At 71.0% G+C, this 14,928-nt stretch carries 21 protein-coding genes; 20 read left to right on the top strand and 1 reads right to left on the bottom strand.

Features of this window, described 5'->3' with window-relative positions:
• Positions 1-134 precede the first annotated feature (134 nt).
• The 18 genes from ACFYWX_RS24595 (at position 135) to ACFYWX_RS24510 (ending at position 12,972) form a co-directional block, all read left to right on the top strand.
• The gene (locus ACFYWX_RS24595) at positions 135-746 is read left to right on the top strand and encodes a DUF4913 domain-containing protein (RefSeq protein WP_389426337.1); all 612 of its coding nucleotides are present in this window, start codon (positions 135-137) and stop codon (positions 744-746) included.
• Positions 743-1,237 (top strand): type II toxin-antitoxin system RelE/ParE family toxin, encoded by a 495-nt coding sequence (locus ACFYWX_RS24590; protein ID WP_389426232.1) that lies wholly within the window; start codon positions 743-745, stop codon positions 1,235-1,237. The genes ACFYWX_RS24595 and ACFYWX_RS24590 overlap by 4 nt, the downstream gene beginning before the upstream one ends.
• Complete coding sequence (locus tag ACFYWX_RS24585; protein WP_220645625.1) at positions 1,234-1,821, top strand: hypothetical protein; 588 nt, start codon at positions 1,234-1,236, stop codon at positions 1,819-1,821. Before ACFYWX_RS24590 ends, ACFYWX_RS24585 begins: the two co-directional genes overlap by 4 nt.
• Positions 1,740-2,309 carry a GNAT family N-acetyltransferase gene (locus tag ACFYWX_RS24580; RefSeq protein WP_389426336.1) on the top strand — a complete coding sequence of 190 codons (570 nt, stop codon included), beginning with the start codon at positions 1,740-1,742 and terminating at the stop codon, positions 2,307-2,309. Before ACFYWX_RS24585 ends, ACFYWX_RS24580 begins: the two co-directional genes overlap by 82 nt.
• Positions 2,310-2,339: 30 nt before the next feature.
• Positions 2,340-3,038 carry a hypothetical protein gene (locus ACFYWX_RS24575; RefSeq protein ID WP_389426231.1) on the top strand — a complete coding sequence of 233 codons (699 nt, stop codon included), beginning with the start codon at positions 2,340-2,342 and terminating at the stop codon, positions 3,036-3,038.
• Positions 3,039-3,066: 28 nt separating this feature from the next.
• Entirely contained in the window at positions 3,067-3,813 is a 747-nt protein-coding gene (locus tag ACFYWX_RS24570) for a hypothetical protein (RefSeq protein WP_389426230.1), read from the top strand.
• A gap of 186 nt (positions 3,814-3,999) precedes the next feature.
• Positions 4,000-4,359 carry an SH3 domain-containing protein gene (locus ACFYWX_RS24565; protein ID WP_389426229.1) on the top strand — a complete coding sequence of 120 codons (360 nt, stop codon included), beginning with the start codon at positions 4,000-4,002 and terminating at the stop codon, positions 4,357-4,359.
• Positions 4,360-4,471: 112 nt separating this feature from the next.
• Entirely contained in the window at positions 4,472-4,948 is a 477-nt protein-coding gene (locus tag ACFYWX_RS24560) for a hypothetical protein (protein ID WP_389426228.1), read from the top strand.
• Positions 4,945-5,388 (top strand): hypothetical protein, encoded by a 444-nt coding sequence (locus ACFYWX_RS24555; protein ID WP_327731489.1) that lies wholly within the window; start codon positions 4,945-4,947, stop codon positions 5,386-5,388. The genes ACFYWX_RS24560 and ACFYWX_RS24555 overlap by 4 nt, the downstream gene beginning before the upstream one ends.
• A 9-nt stretch (positions 5,389-5,397) precedes the next feature.
• Positions 5,398-5,826, top strand: coding sequence for a hypothetical protein (locus ACFYWX_RS24550; RefSeq protein ID WP_389426227.1), 429 nt, complete (start codon positions 5,398-5,400; stop codon positions 5,824-5,826).
• A gap of 28 nt (positions 5,827-5,854) precedes the next feature.
• Positions 5,855-6,742 carry a winged helix-turn-helix transcriptional regulator gene (locus ACFYWX_RS24545; protein WP_389426226.1) on the top strand — a complete coding sequence of 296 codons (888 nt, stop codon included), beginning with the start codon at positions 5,855-5,857 and terminating at the stop codon, positions 6,740-6,742.
• A complete protein-coding gene (locus ACFYWX_RS24540; protein WP_389426225.1) occupies positions 6,739-7,260 on the top strand; it encodes a hypothetical protein in 522 nt (173 codons plus the stop codon). Before ACFYWX_RS24545 ends, ACFYWX_RS24540 begins: the two co-directional genes overlap by 4 nt.
• Positions 7,261-7,334: 74 nt before the next feature.
• Complete coding sequence (locus ACFYWX_RS24535) at positions 7,335-8,498, top strand: MFS transporter (protein WP_389426224.1); 1,164 nt, start codon at positions 7,335-7,337, stop codon at positions 8,496-8,498.
• 60 nt (positions 8,499-8,558) lie between these two features.
• Positions 8,559-8,888, top strand: coding sequence for a hypothetical protein (locus ACFYWX_RS24530; RefSeq protein WP_389426223.1), 330 nt, complete (start codon positions 8,559-8,561; stop codon positions 8,886-8,888).
• Between the two features lie 103 nt (positions 8,889-8,991).
• A complete protein-coding gene (locus ACFYWX_RS24525) occupies positions 8,992-10,218 on the top strand; it encodes an ATP-grasp domain-containing protein (protein ID WP_389426335.1) in 1,227 nt (408 codons plus the stop codon).
• 74 nt (positions 10,219-10,292) lie between these two features.
• The gene (locus tag ACFYWX_RS24520) at positions 10,293-11,381 is read left to right on the top strand and encodes an MFS transporter (RefSeq protein WP_389426334.1); all 1,089 of its coding nucleotides are present in this window, start codon (positions 10,293-10,295) and stop codon (positions 11,379-11,381) included.
• Positions 11,378-12,061, top strand: coding sequence for an HAD family hydrolase (locus ACFYWX_RS24515; protein ID WP_389426222.1), 684 nt, complete (start codon positions 11,378-11,380; stop codon positions 12,059-12,061). Before ACFYWX_RS24520 ends, ACFYWX_RS24515 begins: the two co-directional genes overlap by 4 nt.
• Positions 12,062-12,108: 47 nt before the next feature.
• Positions 12,109-12,972 (top strand): DUF317 domain-containing protein, encoded by an 864-nt coding sequence (locus ACFYWX_RS24510; protein WP_389426221.1) that lies wholly within the window; start codon positions 12,109-12,111, stop codon positions 12,970-12,972.
• Positions 12,973-13,000: 28 nt separating this feature from the next.
• Here ACFYWX_RS24510 and ACFYWX_RS24505 read toward each other — a convergent pair whose 3' ends face one another.
• Positions 13,001-13,273 (bottom strand): hypothetical protein, encoded by a 273-nt coding sequence (locus ACFYWX_RS24505; protein ID WP_389426220.1) that lies wholly within the window; start codon positions 13,271-13,273, stop codon positions 13,001-13,003.
• 40 nt (positions 13,274-13,313) lie between these two features.
• On the opposite strand from ACFYWX_RS24505, the gene ACFYWX_RS24500 reads away from it, so the two are divergent.
• Both ACFYWX_RS24500 and ACFYWX_RS24495 read left to right on the top strand, forming a co-directional pair.
• The gene (locus tag ACFYWX_RS24500) at positions 13,314-13,895 is read left to right on the top strand and encodes a DUF317 domain-containing protein (protein ID WP_389426219.1); all 582 of its coding nucleotides are present in this window, start codon (positions 13,314-13,316) and stop codon (positions 13,893-13,895) included.
• A 42-nt stretch (positions 13,896-13,937) separates the two neighbouring features.
• Entirely contained in the window at positions 13,938-14,825 is an 888-nt protein-coding gene (locus ACFYWX_RS24495; RefSeq protein WP_389426218.1) for a hypothetical protein, read from the top strand.
• Positions 14,826-14,928: the final 103 nt, after the last annotated feature.

Genomic DNA, 14,928 nt, shown 5'->3' with positions numbered 1-14,928 from the left:
TATAGCACCGGATCACCGGTTATCGAAACCGGGGATCTTCCGGATGGTTGGAGCCGCCATCCCAGCCCATGGGAAGCGGCTTCAAGGAGGACACTTTCGTGCCTGAACCCATAAACCCCAACGACGACGGGGAAATGGAATCGGTCCGCTTGCCGGACACGGATCTGGAAAGCATCGAGGCCAGCGTGCGCAAGCTGCTCAAGCAGTCGGCCCAGCAGGCCCAGCAGCTCGACAGCCTGTCCACGGAGACCGGACCACGCGCGTTCGACAGCTTCGGCCTCCCGGGATTCGCCGGCCTGCCGGTACCGCCCGCCCCACCGGAGCCGCGCCCGATCCTGGAACTGGACGGCGAGGAGTACGAGGACGAACTCGACAGCCTCAGCGACTGGGTGGACGACTTCCTCATGCCCATCTACGGCGCGGAGGTCACCACAGCCACGCCCTGGTGCCAGCAGTGGCAGGAACACGACTGTGTCGTCGCCTGGCTGCATGCCCTGTGGCTGGCCTACCAACAGCACAAGGACCCCGAAGCCGGACCCAGCGGCTTGTTCGTGTGGCACCGTGACTTCCTCACCCATGCCATGACCACCGTTCGCGCCCCCGGCGGGCCGCTGTCCGCGTGCATGACCGACCCGGACCGGCCCGCCCACCGCCTGCTGCCCGGGCCCAAACCCTCCACCCGGGCGGCGAGTTCCCCCGCCGACGAGCCACCCACGGTCGGCGAGCCGGGCCAGGCCGCCGCATGAGCGATCCCGAACCCCGGCCGGCCTTCGGCCTGTCCTTCGACCCGAGGGCTCTGACCGACCTTCTCCAGGCCCCGGGCGACATACGCGACTTGGCCCTCGACCAGCTCCAGAAGGTCGTCAACGCCCAGTTGTTCGGCGGCAAGCTGACCGAGGAGCTGACCGGGTGCCGCAAGCTCTACGTCGATCACCGCAACGCCTGGCGCATCGTCTACGCCCAGCGCCCGGCCCCACCCGGCGCGACGCACCGCACCGAGATCCACGTCGTCGCCGTACGCCCGCGCGCCCGGCACGACGTGTACGAAACGGCCCGCGCCCGCCTCGGTATCGCCCGGCGCCCGACAGGCGCGCGCACCCACGCCGCCCGCGCCCGCTCCCCGCAGCTGGACACGCAACGGCCGCCGGTCCCCAAGCCCGGCCCGCCGCCCTACGCGGTGCCCGGCCTTCCCTCAGCCGCACCCACGCCCACTCCCCTGAAAGGCCCTGTCCGTTGACCCGCCTGTCCTTCATCCTCGACCGTGTCGCCGAGGCGCTGGCTGTCGAGCCCCCGTCCGCCAACCAGCATCACCTGGCCATCTTGGAGATCGCCCGGGACTGCTACGACCTAGACGAGGCACTCGACGCCCTCGTCGGCGACCACGCAGATGGTGTCCTCGCCATCGAACGACCCGACACCTTCGCCCACCGGCTCGCCGAACGCCTGCGGCTCGAAGTGGAGTTGACCCGGCTGGTGTCCCAGCCCTGCTGCTGCGCGCCGGTCTCCGAGGCCACCGAAGCCCAGGAGGACTTCGCGCTGCACTGCGGGAGCGAGCCCGAAACGATCCTGCATGCCTGCCGTGACGCCTTCGCCGCCGCCGGCGATCCGCCCGCCCTGACGGCAGCGGACCTCATCGGCTTGCTCAGCGACCTCGCCGGAGGCTCCGACGGGCGCGGCCCGTACGCCGGACTGACCGAGGCCCGCCTGGCCAAGCTCCTGGCCCTGAACAACGTGTACGCCTGCGCCATGGACGAAGACAGGGAAGTCAAGGGGTACCGGCGCGGTGCCGTGCTGATCGCCCTGCAGGGCTTCGCCCCCTGATCCACCAGCCGTCCCTCGCCACGATCCACCCAGCGACCGAGGCGGACCGGCCGCTGGCCGATTCCCTCCACCAGGACTGCTCCGAGTCGAACCTGCTCCTGCGCTGGGGGCGGACCCGAATCACCCATCGCGACTTCACCCGCCTGCTGGACCACTGCGATGTCTGGATCGGCCTCGACGCCGAGGGCCGTCCGCTCGCGATGGTCTCGGCCGGGCTCGTCAGCCACGAAGCTGGCGTCGTCGATCTCGGACTGCAGGTCGCCGACGCCCACCAGCGCCGCGGCATCGGCACCCTGCTGGCCCGGCACGCCGCCGACCACGCCCGCCGCAGTGGCGGCCACACCCTGACTGCGTACCTCCACGCCGCTAACACGCCGATGCTGCGTCTCCTCGCCCGGCTTGGCCCCGCCGTACACACCCGCGACAGCTCTCACCTCGATGTCCGCATTCCCCTCGGCGACATCCCCGCCGGCCATGCGCCGTCGTGATCGCCCCCACCGAGAAACCAGTCCTATTTCATGCCTGCCACTCCTGCCCCCGCGCCGGCGAAGAAGGCGCTCACGGCGCTCGATCACCGCATCGAGCTGGCCGTCGGCCACAGCATCGACCAACTGTGGCAGCACCGCGACCGCGACCTCCTCGACGAGCCACGCAGCCGCCTGGTCGACGCTCACCGCACCTTGGTCCAGGCCGAACACGGCGTGACCTTCTACCGGGTCCAGCTCCAGCGGCTGGCCTCCGGGGAGTTCGCGGTCGACCAGGCCCTGTTCTCGCGCATCAACCGCACCGTCGCCACGCTGGAAGAGGCCGCCGCCACCCGTGACGAGCGCGAGCAACAGGTCGTGGCGGCGCTCGAACCCATCGAGGCTGCCGTTCGTTCGAGTGGAACAGGTCCGGCGGCGGAGCTGCCAGCGTCGGATCACGCGGCCCTGCTGGCCGTCGCCCAGGGCGCCAAGCTGCGCGAACACCTGCTCACCCAGCGCCTGTCGGTCGTGACCGCATCCGGTACCCGCCTCGCCTACAGCCAGTTTCAGCGACTTGAGGCGGCCGGTCTCGTCGTGCGCGACGACGCTCATCCGCTGCACGCCGGGCAGCCCGTCACCCTCACCGACGACGGCCGTGCGCTTCTCGCCTCACCCCGACTACCCAGGCCACCGGCAGCATCGCCCGAGCGGCGGCCCGGAGCCTGGCCAGCTTCCTCCGCCCGTCGGCGCTGACCCCGCACCAGCCCACCCGAAACCACCGATGCCCCAGTACATCCCCGAACTCCGCCCTGACACCACTCCGGACTTCCGCCTCGAAGGCTACGGAGCCGCCAATGACCGCGTCGCCGATCGCTTCCGGCTGCAGATCACCTTCGTGGAGCACTGCTCGACTGTGTTGGCCGAGCACCACACCAACGACGACCAGCACAGCTACTACGTCATGCACGATGGGAGTGCCACCTGGGGCATGCCGGGTGACCCCCAGATCGTCGCCCTGCACCTCAAGCGCGACACGACCGCGCGGACGTTCCGCTTCGACCGCGCTGAACTGCCCCTGCCGGCCATGGCCCAGTCCTGGCTGATCGCCCGCGGGTGCCCCGAGGAGGAGATCCTCCTGACCGAGGAGCTGGGCACCACGCCCGCCGACGCCGCCACCCGTGCACTGGAGGAACGGCTGCGCCGGGACGGAGACCACTTCTCCCTCCTGCACAGCTACACCCACGACATGGGGCCCGTCGAGACCACCGTGCTTTTGCGGGCCCTCGACGAACGGGCGCCCCTGCCCTTCCGGGTGCTGCTGGAACAGACCGACACCGAGACCTTCAAGCACACCCTGAGCGAGGGCGGCTTCGCCACCTTCGAGGCCGCCACGACCTGGTGGGAAGCACACTGGAGCGGCGAACCCGCCTCGCTGTCCGCACCTGCCCCTTCCGCCCGCCAGAACACCCAGCCTGTGGCCCAGGCGCGCCCCGTGCCGCCGACACCACCGCGCCGTCCCGGCCGCTGATGGCGGCAGCAACACCCGGTGATTCTGGGGCGACTTCACGCCGCCTCGTCTGATGGCGGCGAAACATAGCACTCCATCCCCGGTTAGCGAAACCGGGGATTCTCCGGACTCTTGAATCCGGCCCGCACAGGCAACTGTCCGGCCTGCATTCTCTGTTCCTTCTTCCTACACGGAGCTCAATTTCCCATGCGCTCAACCCGAATTGCGATATCCGCCGCACTGCTCGGCGCGCTCGCCTTGCCCCTCGCGTCGGCTTCTGCGGCCACCGCAGCGCCGACGTCCGTCGCCACTGCGGTGCCCGCGTCATCCTGCACCAGCAAGCCGTACCTCCCGTGGGCGGTCCACGGCACCAACGCTGTGACCATCCGCAAGAGGGCGACGACCAAGTCCACCGCCGTCGGCATCCTCTACAAGTCGCACAAGTTCACGGTGCACAAGACCACCAAGGGCGCGAAGTGGGTGTACATCACCGACAAGACCACCGGCGTCAAGGGCTGGGTTTCCGGGACCTACGTCTATCGCGACGTCCGCATGTGCCTGGACTAACCAGTCTGACCCTCTCTCCCGAACGGCCCTGAATCGCACTCGTCTGTAAGGCGGTTGGGCCGTGGAAATGCCACGCCCTGTCTCCCTGAATTCAACGGAAAGGAATTGCGCTGTGCCTGACGCCGACGACGTGCTGGGCGTCCTGACCGAGCAGATCCAGTCCCGCTTCCAGATGCCGATTGCCGAGCTGCAACGCGCGGTAGTCGCCGCCCCGCAGGCCCACCCCGAAGCCACCACGATCGTGCGCTGGCACGGGCTGCTTACCGAGGCCCAGCAGGTGCTGAACAGGGCCGAAGACGCCCTTGGCCAAGCCCTCGCCCACCACGTCGACACGGTGCCCGACGGCGAATTCGTCGAGCTGCCCGAACACCTCATGCGGCTCGCGGACTCGGTGAACAGCGCGCACACCGTGCGGGAGGGACGCGCCATGACGGTGCGCCACCTCCTCGACCCTCAGGCGATCGGGAACCGCAGCCCGGGGGCGTGGCGCGGGACGGCGCCCACCGCCCGCCGGGGCCCGGCCCTGCCCACCACCGCACCGTCTGTGCCGGACACCGCGCAGGCACCCGTACGCGGGGCGGCGCCGTGAGCGTGACCGACAAGACCTCCAGCCAGGACAGCCTGCTGGAGCAGACGTTCGGCGCCCCCGTGCGTGAGCTGTACACGCAGGCGTCCGGCCGCGATGCGTCCGCGGCGCTGCGGCGGGCGCTGGAGCTGCGCTCCTTCCTCGTGGTGGCCGAGGAGCAGGTGGCCTGGGTACGAGACCGCGTCCACGAGGCCACCGCCGCCGATCGTGACATGAGTGGGCTATCCGCCGACGACCTGCGCTTCGACGCGCAGTGGCTGGAGGCGGCCCTGGCCGGGCGCAACGGCTACGTCGCCGCCCTCGGCCAACTGCTGCGCACCATGCCTCCACCCGGGCCGGTGCCACGCCGACCCGTACGGCTCACGCAGCCGACGACCACCACCGCCCTTCCGCCTGCCCCGGCCGACATCCGAGCCGGGGCAGTGCGAGGGCCCCGACCGTGAAAGCCCCGATTGCCCGCACCTGACGCCACGGCCCAGACGATCGCCGAGCGCATCGAGGACCTGTACGCCCAGCCGCTGGCCGACCTCGGAACCTTGGCTGGCCTCAACCCCGACGGCAGCATGCTCGCCGCCCTGATCGCCGGCCTCACCGACCTGCAGTTCGCCGAGCGCAACATCGACTTCCAACGCCGGCGGCTGCTTCAACTAGCCGATCCGGAACGAGAGATCGGCACCTTCGAGGCAGGTCACATCCTCGACTGCGCGCGCCGGATCTCCGACGCCGTCGCCACCCGCGACGCCCACGCCAAGACCCTGAGCGGCGTCCTGGCCAGCCTGCACCGCGTCCCCGCCCCGGACGCGAAGCCCGAGCCCGCGCCGGCCGCCCCCACTGCCGCACCGGTTCCCGCTCCCGCGCGTGCCGTCGCCCGCACCCGCTGACCCATCGCCCCGCCTGAGGAGTTCCCCCTTGGCCGCCACCGGTCTGTCCCGCACCACCCTGAACGACCTGTCCCGCGTCACCGAGAGCCTTCAGATGCTCGCCCCCAACTGGAGCGTGTGGGTGCTGATGACCCTCGCCGCCCAGCCGCTGCGCTACAGCGAGGTCAAGGCAAAGCTCGCCCTGCTCGCGGACGGCCAGCTCCACCCGAAGCTGGGCAAGCTCGTCGACGCCGGTCTCGTCGAACGCACCGAGCACACCCCCCGGCACGTCACCTACGGACTGACCCGTCGCGGCGCCGACCTGATGCCCGTTCTGCCCGTGCTCGCCGCCTGGGGGGACACGCATCTGGAGAAGCCTCTCGTACGGAATAAGGCCACCGGCGAGCTTCAGTCGCAGCCGGTCGCGGTGGCACAGAACATCGAGGACACGATCGCCCTGATCAGCCCGCGGCATTCCACGCCGCTGGTGTGGGCGCTGAAAGCCCGCGGGCCGGCGAGCGCCAAGGCACTGGCCGCCGAGGTCATGCCCCACTACAGCCTCAGCCGCGTCTACCCGCCGCTGTGCCGGGTGATCGACGACGGGCTGGCCGAGACCACACCGGCCGGCGACTACCAGCTCTCCACCAGCGGGAAGGCCCTCGCCCCGGTCTACCAGGCCCTCTCCGCGTGGGCGGCCGGATACCCCCTCGCCGAAGCTACCCACTCCCTGTGGGGCCAAGCCCTGACACCGTCTTCCTCAGCCCACTCGGGACCATGGCTGACCACCCAGTCCCGACTGCCCGCGCCACCGGCCGCGCCCGCCCAGGGCCAGATGGCCAAGGCCCCGGCCACACCGTGGCAGCCCGGCGACCTCTTCTCCCACCCGATACCCGCCCGCCCCCTGGCGATCTCTCCGGCAGGAGGCCCGCGCCGATGACCAGCACCGCGATCCTCAACCACCCGCACACCGGCCAGGTCATCAACACCCTGTCCCTGCCATCCCTGATCCGGCTGGTCAGCGAGATCGACGACAACGGCCCCATCAGCCACCGACGCGGCAGCCTCCGGGGCGCCTTCGGCGACCTCACCCGCCACCAGCTGCGCTACGCCATCGACGTCGCCCGCGCACTGGGCCTGGTGCACTGCACCGACCACGCACCGGCCCGCTACCGGCTCACCGAAGCAGGCGAGGACCTCGCCTCGGTGTACGACACCGTCGCCCGCTGGTCCCGCACCCACCAATACCCCAGCGCGGCGAGGGACTTCGTCACCCGCGTCCAGCACACCCTGAAACTGCTCGGGGACAACGGCGCCGTCCTCCCCACCGAGGCGGCCTTCGCGCTTGGTCCGCTGCGGACCACTCTGGCCGACTGGCTCCAGACGCATCCGCAGGTCCTTAACGCCGTGGCATCCCGCTCCTCCCACGCGGCGGATGAGACGGGGCACGCTGCGTGAGAGCCCGTACCGGAAGCCGGCCCTCCCACCGACCGGATTCCCCCCTGCTGCGCAGTGTCTATCTCCCGCGCAGCATGGACGCCGCCGCGTTCGCCATGACGACGTACGGCATCCCCCTGCTGGTCCTCGCCACCACCGGATCCGTGGCCCTCACGGGCCTGGCCTTCGCCCTGGAATGGGCGCCGAGGCTGATGGCCTTCGCCGTGGCGGGTGCCCTGGTCGACCGCCACGGCACCACCCGCGTCTTCCGCCTCGCGGCCACCGCCCGGGCCACCCTCGTCCTGGCCGCCGCGCTGCTCCTTGGGGCCCAGACGGGCGGGCTGGGGAAGACAATCACGGTGATGGCGCTCGCCGCCGGCACCGGTGTGCTCACCGAGTTCAGCTACGTCGCGGCCGAAACCGCGGGCGGGCTGGCAAGCCGTACCGCCGGTGCGCGCGCTCACCGCGTGCAGTCGGTGCTCCTCGGCATCGATCAGACGGCGACCCTGGCCGGACCCGCGCTTTCCGGACTGCTCCTCGCCCACACCGGCGCCACCGGCATGCTCGCCGCGACCGCCGCCTTCTCCCTGCTCGCCGCCGCCCTCGCCCCCAAGCAGCACACCGACCAGCACGCCACTACCCCTGCGGCCGTACGGCAGGGATGGAAGACGGGCTGGCAGACCCTGCGCGCGCTGCCGGCACTCGGCTGGCTCGTCGCGGGGCTGATGCTGTCCAACCTCGCCGTCGGCCTCCTGCAGGCCGCCGCCCCGGTGATCGTCGTCCAGCAGTTCGGCCACTCCAGCGCCGATGTCGGCCTGCTCTGGTCGGCAGCCGCCGCAGCCTCCCTGATCGCGATCTCCCTGTGCCGCCACGCCATCGACCGCTGCGGTCTGTGGCCCGCCGGGGCCGTCTGCGCGACGATCACGGCCTCGGCCTGCCTCACCCTCGCCCTCACGCACACCTACCCCGCCTATCTGGCGCTGATGGCGCTCTTCATGGCCGGCGAAAGCGGCATGACCGTCGTGCTGCGCACCCTGCGCTCCCACCTGATCCCCGCCGACGTCTTCGGCAACACCCTCGCGGTGACGATCCTGCTGCTCCTTACGCCCTTCCCGGTCGCCGGCCTGCTCGTTGCCGCCATCCCGCCCAGCCAGCTCGGCCATGCGATCACCGCCTGCGCCGTCCTGCAGGCAATCGGCCTCGCCACCGCCTTCACCCGGCTGCGCACCCTCCCGGACCTGCCCCCGTCAGCCGCCTGACCTCCACCTCGCACCCGCCTCGCCCACCCGTCCGCCTTCCTGGAGGGCTGCCCGATTCCTATGCCCTACGCCGTCAAGCAGGACGTCCTGCCGCTTCCCGAACCTGTTGGCCTTCGTATCGACAGGCGAACGATCACGGAGCAGTTCCACGACTTCGACACCGAACACCCATACGCCTACCGCGCGTTGGAGCGGCTCACCGCAGACCGGACATCGGCGGGAGCTACCCGCATCGGACTGAAGGCCCTCTTCGAAGCGCTGCGTTGGCGACTCCCGCAGGGTTTGCGAGGGCTGAACAACAACTTCACGGCCTTGTACGCACGCAAGCTGATCGCCGATCACCCCGACTGGGCTGGCGCTTTCGGACTGCGCCGCCGACGTACCCCCTGACCCGACGGCGAACCAGACCAGACCAACCCCCCTCACCGCAACGCCAATTTGGAGCACTCTGTTGCCGTATCGCCCCGTCGTCCTGATCGTCGCCGCCGCTGACATGGAGTCCGAGGCATACCGCGCGTACTGCCTTGAGAACGTAGCCGCCCACTACGACGTCGTCCTGATCACCGATGCCGAACCGACGTGGGAACGCCCCTACCTTCTGGACTGGGAGGTCGCCGACCCGACGGACCAGGCGGCCCTGACCGCCGCCGCCCTGGCCCTGACCGAGCGGCACCCGGTGGCCGGGGTGATGACGTGGACCGAGTGGTACCTCGTGCCCGTGGCCCGCCTCGCCCGCCGCCTCGGCCTGCCCACCCCCGGCCCGGAGGTGATGCAGGGCTGCCGCAACAAGGCCACCTCCCGTGCCCTGTTCGCCCGACACGCGGTGCCCTCGGCAACCTCGAACGGCGTCCGCACCGTTGCGGAGGCGGCCCGCGCCGCACAGCACATCGGCTACCCAATCGTCCTCAAGCCCACCGCGCGTGCCGCGAGCGCCGGAGTGATCCGCGTCGACACCCCCGAAGAACTGCCGGACGCCTACGCCTTCGCCGCCCAGGCCGCCCGCCTCGGGGCCGAGGGCACCGAGGTGCTGGTCGAGGAATACCTCGACGGTCCGGAGGTGAGCGTCGAATGCGTCACGTACCACGGCACCACCACCGTGGTCGCCGTCACCCGCAAGACGGTAGGACTCCCGCCGTACTTCGAGGAGATCGCGCACGCCGTCGACGCCGCCGACCCGCTGCTGGCCACCGTTGCCCCAACTGCCCAGGCCGCCGTGCAGGCCCTCGGCGTCACCGACGGCGTCAGCCACGTCGAACTCCGCCTCGTCGACGGCCGCCCCCGGTTGATCGAGGTCAACGCCCGCATCGGCGGAGACATGATCGGCCACCTCGTGCACCTCGCCACCGGCGTCGACCTCGCCCGGGCGGCGGCGGACATCGCCTGCGGACGTGCCCCGGACCTCACCCGGACGCACAGCCGGGCAGCGGCGATCCGCATGATCTACCCCGCCCACCCGGGCACCCTCACCGCACGCCACCTCACCGACGGCTTCGCCGAGCAGGCGCCGTGGCTGGAGCGGGCCCACTTCCACCGCGACGTCGGCGACCAGCTGATGCTGCCGCCGGACGGCGACCTGTTCACCGCCCGCATTGGGTTCCTGATCACCACCGGCCCGACCGCCGACGTGGCCCAGGACCGTTCACGGGAGGCATACCGCCACCTCACTGTCCAGGTCGCCCCGCACCCGACCGCCGTCCCCGCACAGGACTCGGCCACGTGAGCACGACGACTGCTCACGCCCCGGTCCACGGCCGCCGTCTGCTGACGGGGTACTTCGCCGCGCTCGGGGTCGTGATGGCCGTCTGGGGCGCACGGATGCCGGCCGTCCAGCAGGCGGCCGACCTGAGCACCGCAGGTCTCGCCCTGGTCCTGCTCGCCGCCGCCGTCGGCATGGTCATCGGCCTTCACGTCGGCGGGCGTCTTGCCGCTCCTGCCCGGGAGCCGCTGCTGCTGACCAGCGGCGCAGTCGGCCTCGCCGCCGCCCTGGCGGTGATCGGCGTCTGTCGCACGCCGCTCACCCTCGCTCTGGGGGCGTTCGTGTTCGGTATCGCGCACGGTGTGCTGGACGTGGCTCTGAACGCCGCGGCGGTCCGCTGCCAAGACCGTCTCGGACGTTTCATCATGTCGTCCTTGCACGCCGCCTACAGCCTGGGCGCGCTCGGTGGGGCCGGACTCGCCGCTCTCAACGCCCACACCTCCCACACCTGGCTGTTCGCCGTCACCGGCCTCGCCGTCGCGACGGCTGGTGTGGCCATGGCTCCAGTGGCTCGCACCCTCGGCATGCTCGAGCCCACTACCCCCGCCATATCCCGGCGTTCGCCGGACCCGAAGGACTCGCCGGGGTTGCCCCGGGCGCGCTTGTGGCTGCTGGGGGCACTGGCCGCAGCGTGTCTGCTGGGGGAGGGGGCCGCAGCCGATTGGGCGGCCGTGCACCTGCACAGCTTGGATGCCTCGACGGCGGTCAGCGCCTCCGCGTTCGCCCTCTACAGCGCGTCTATGGTCGCCGGAAGGCTCGCCGGGGACCGCCTCATCGCCCACTTCGGCGCCCCGATGGTCGTACGCATCGGGGCCGTCCTTGCCGCGGCCGGGCTCACAGCCGGCCTGGCCCTGGCCACCGTCCCGGCGGCCCTGGCCGGCTGGGCGGCACTGGGCCTGGGCCTGTCCGTCACCATCCCCAGCCTGATCACCGCCGCCGGACGCGGCGGCCCCGGCGCCGTCGCCACCGTCTCGGTCACCGGCTACGCCGGACTACTCGCCGGCCCTGCTCTCATCGGCGCCCTCGCCACCCTCACCGCCCTGCCCCACGCGCTGCTGCTGCCCGCCCTCCTCGCAGCCGCCGTCGCCGCCCTGTCCCGCAAAGCCCTGGAGAACCCCACCCCTTGACCAGCACTTCCCTCACCCTGACAGGCGTGGACGCCGTGATCGCCGACTACAACGGTGTCGTCGGTCTGCAGCCCACCAACGCCATGTGGACCCGCCTCGCCGACATCGCCGAGTGGCCCAGCGGGCAACTCGACTCCTTCCAAGACGCCTTCTGGGCTCCCCGGAATGAGTACGACGCCGGAGAACTGAGCGATCTCGCCTACTGGGCCAAGGTCCTCGGCCACCACCCCAGCCCGCGGTGGCTGCGCACCCTACGCGCCGCAGACACCGCCATGTGGATCCGTACCGACAACCGCGTCCTCGACATCCTGCACCGCGCCCGCCAGCCGGGACTGCCCATGGTGCTCCTTTCCAATGCCCCGCACTTCCTGAGTGACGTCCTTGACGCCATCGACTGGCGGCGCGAACTGATGACCGACGCCCTGTACTCGGCCCGCCTGGGCCTGTGCAAGCCCGACCCGGCCGCCTACAAACACGCCCTGGCCGCCACCGGCATCGACGACCCCGGACGCGTCCTGTTCATCGACGACCGCGAGGACAACTGTCAGGCCGCCGTCGAGCTGGGCCTGCGCACCCTGCACTACACCGGCCAACCCGCCCAGCTGGAGGCACAGTTGCTCCGCCCCCGCCCAGCTGTGGCCTTCCGCGCACCCGCATGCCCGCGCGGCACCAGCCGCTGACTGCCTCCCTTCCGCTCGACACCCCCACCCCGACCCCCAGGACCTTCGTGCCCGACACCGAAGAGATCGACGGCGACGTCTACGTGACCCCCCGCTACCTCGCCGGAACCACCTGGACCGGTGACCCCGCCCTGGCCCCCCTGCTCGCCCTGGGCTGGGACCTGCAGCATGACGAGGACGGCAACGTCTACGTCACGGCCCCCGACCGCAAGGTCCGCCTCGGCTATCTGCCCGAAGGCCCCGACGACGGCCTGTGGCGGATCACCGCGTACGAGGACCCCTTCGCCCAGCCGAAGTGGGGTGCGTCCTTCAACAACATGTGCCCCACGGAATTCGTCACGGCCTTCACCGCCGCCCTCGCCGATGCTTACACGACCGGCCCGGCCGCCTACCTCCCCGAACCCGCCGACGACCCGGAACTGGACGCCTTCCGGGCCGTCGCCCCTCTCATCCGGCGTGGCTGGGCGATCCAGCACCCGAGGTGGGGCGTGCTGGAGGTGCGCACGCCCGACGGCCTGGCGAGCCTGGAGTACACCACCGGCCGCCTCGACGCCGGCAAGGAACTGACCACCCTTCAGGCCCGCTGGTATCTGCAGGGCGGACCTGCCGCCGCCGGCTGGTACGCAACCGCCTCCACTCACACCCCTGTCCACCTCGTCACGACCCTCACCACCTGCGTCTCCGACCCCGAGCCCCTGCCGCGCTGGAAGGACTCGATGCTCCACTACCTCACCGACCGCGCCCAGCTCACGCCCGTGACCCCTCCCGGGCCCCCGATGCCGACCCCGCTCGACGTGCACCGCGCCGCCACCCGCCGCAGACCGGCCCCCACCGCCCGCAGTGTGCCGCGCTGGAGCACCAGCAGCCCGCCCGCCGCAGCCGTCGCCCCGCGTGCACCCGTGCGCCGCTGACCCATCGGCGCACGGGTGCACGTGACCTTCAATCCCGGCCCACCGAAAGGACCTTGTGTCGCTCAGCCCTTTGGACGATCTCGACGACCATGACGTGGTCGAGGTCCTCCCGCGCCACCTCGCCGGCCCCGGCATCCACGAGCTCGTCGACGTGTGGCCCTTCCCTTTCGACCAGGACTGGACCCTCAACCGCTCCGAGGACGGACCTGCCATCGCTATCAGTCCTGGCATGCGGCTGCTCGCCGGACACGTCCCGTCTGAGACCCACCCGCGAGGCGGCGAGTGGCTGGTCGCCGCGCACAAGGATCCCTTCCGACCCGCGACCTGGACGGCCACGCTCGATGCCCAGCACCCCGGTCGAACTCGTCCGCGACTTCTACGCCGAAGTCCTCGCCCTTTGCGAGGCCGATGCCCGGGGCGAACGCGATCTGCTGCGCCCAGACGACGTTCGCCCCCAAGACGTATATCTGCCACTGCTCGCCGCCGGGTGGAGACACACGGTCAAGACGGACGGCTCCCAGTACTTCCGCAGTTCGGACGGATACGGTGTGCTCGAACACGCCTACGTTCGCAAGAACCCGGCCGCGCCTGTCTGGTCCGCCTGGGGTGGACCACCGGACAGCACTCTGTGGAAAGCCACGTTCTCCTCCGCCGTCCCCGCCTCCCTGGTCGCGGCGTTCGCCTCGTCCCTGGCCTCCACCGTGCCGCTCGCGCGCGCCGTGTGGAGCGTTCCGGCCGAGGCCCGCCTGCACCTCACCCTTCCCGAGGCCCGGACCGACTCAGTCGGACACAAGCCCGGACTGCCGCTCAGCGGGGCACCTTCGCCGGCCACCGCGTCGCGCACGAACGCCAGGGCCTCGGCACCGAGCACCGGCCCAATGCGCCTGTCCGGTTCCGGACTTCCTGCCGGCCGCCGCAGGTGACCGCCCTGCGCCCCTTTCTGCTGTTGAGGAGCACCACAGCATTTGTCCCTGCACGCCCAGCACTTCTTCACCGAACTCCTCGACCTGCCCGTCCACGGACGACGGGTGATCGGCGACGCCTGCTACGCGGTGATCTCGCCCGACTCCCCGCTGCGCCTGCGCATCGAATTCGCCCAGACCATCCGACACCGCGAGTACGGCGGACTGCGCCTGAGCATCCTCCACCCGGATCAAGGCGTCCTCGACAACGCGTACCTGTCCTTCGCCGACCACAGCACCTTCACCGTGCGGGACTCCCGCATCGGCAGACAGCCCGGACACGACGGGCACGGCGTCATACGGGACTGGCACCACGACGACACCTCACCCTGGATCGGCGCGGGCCTCACGCCCCTGAGCCACGCCATCCAGGACTATCTAAACGTATGGGTTCCCGGACTCGCCCCGACCACTACGGCCGTCGCCGAACGGGATCGGTCGGTGCAACACGACACCGATCCTGCGCCGGCGCGAGGATGCTGGCTCACCGACGCGGACTTCCTCACCCGCCTCCACCGCGCCACGCCGCTCTGGCTGGACATCGTCGACAGCGTCCTCGACGACGACTTTCCCCTCACTGAGGCCCTGACCGGAACCCGCGATCACGCCGCCCAACTGCTCGGCATCCCACCGGCATTCGGCCTCCTGATCGAAGCCGAGGCCGCCGCCCAGATCGTCCAGGCCGCCGGCCTGCCCGTCGGCTCACCTTTCGGCCCGGCCCTCGCCACCGGCATCGACCACATCGCCGGCCTGCCCGCCGAACAGCAACAGCAAATCGTCAAAGCCGCCGCCCGCCGCTGCACCCTCACCACTCCGGTCCCCGCGAGCCTCCGGCCAGCCATGGCCCCACCACGGTCCTCCAATCCGGCGCGGCCGAGCCGGGGACGGTGAGCTGCTCACCGTCCCCGGCACACGGCAAGAGGCGGCGCCGTCCTCTGGACCACACCCGGTAGGCATCTGCCACGCCGACATCGGCACCGACGTCCAGATCCTG

This window comes from Streptomyces sp. NPDC002888 (assembly GCF_042888465.1).
GTDB lineage: Bacteria > Actinomycetota > Actinomycetes > Streptomycetales > Streptomycetaceae > Streptomyces.
This window is presented reverse-complemented; position numbering and strand designations above follow the sequence as displayed.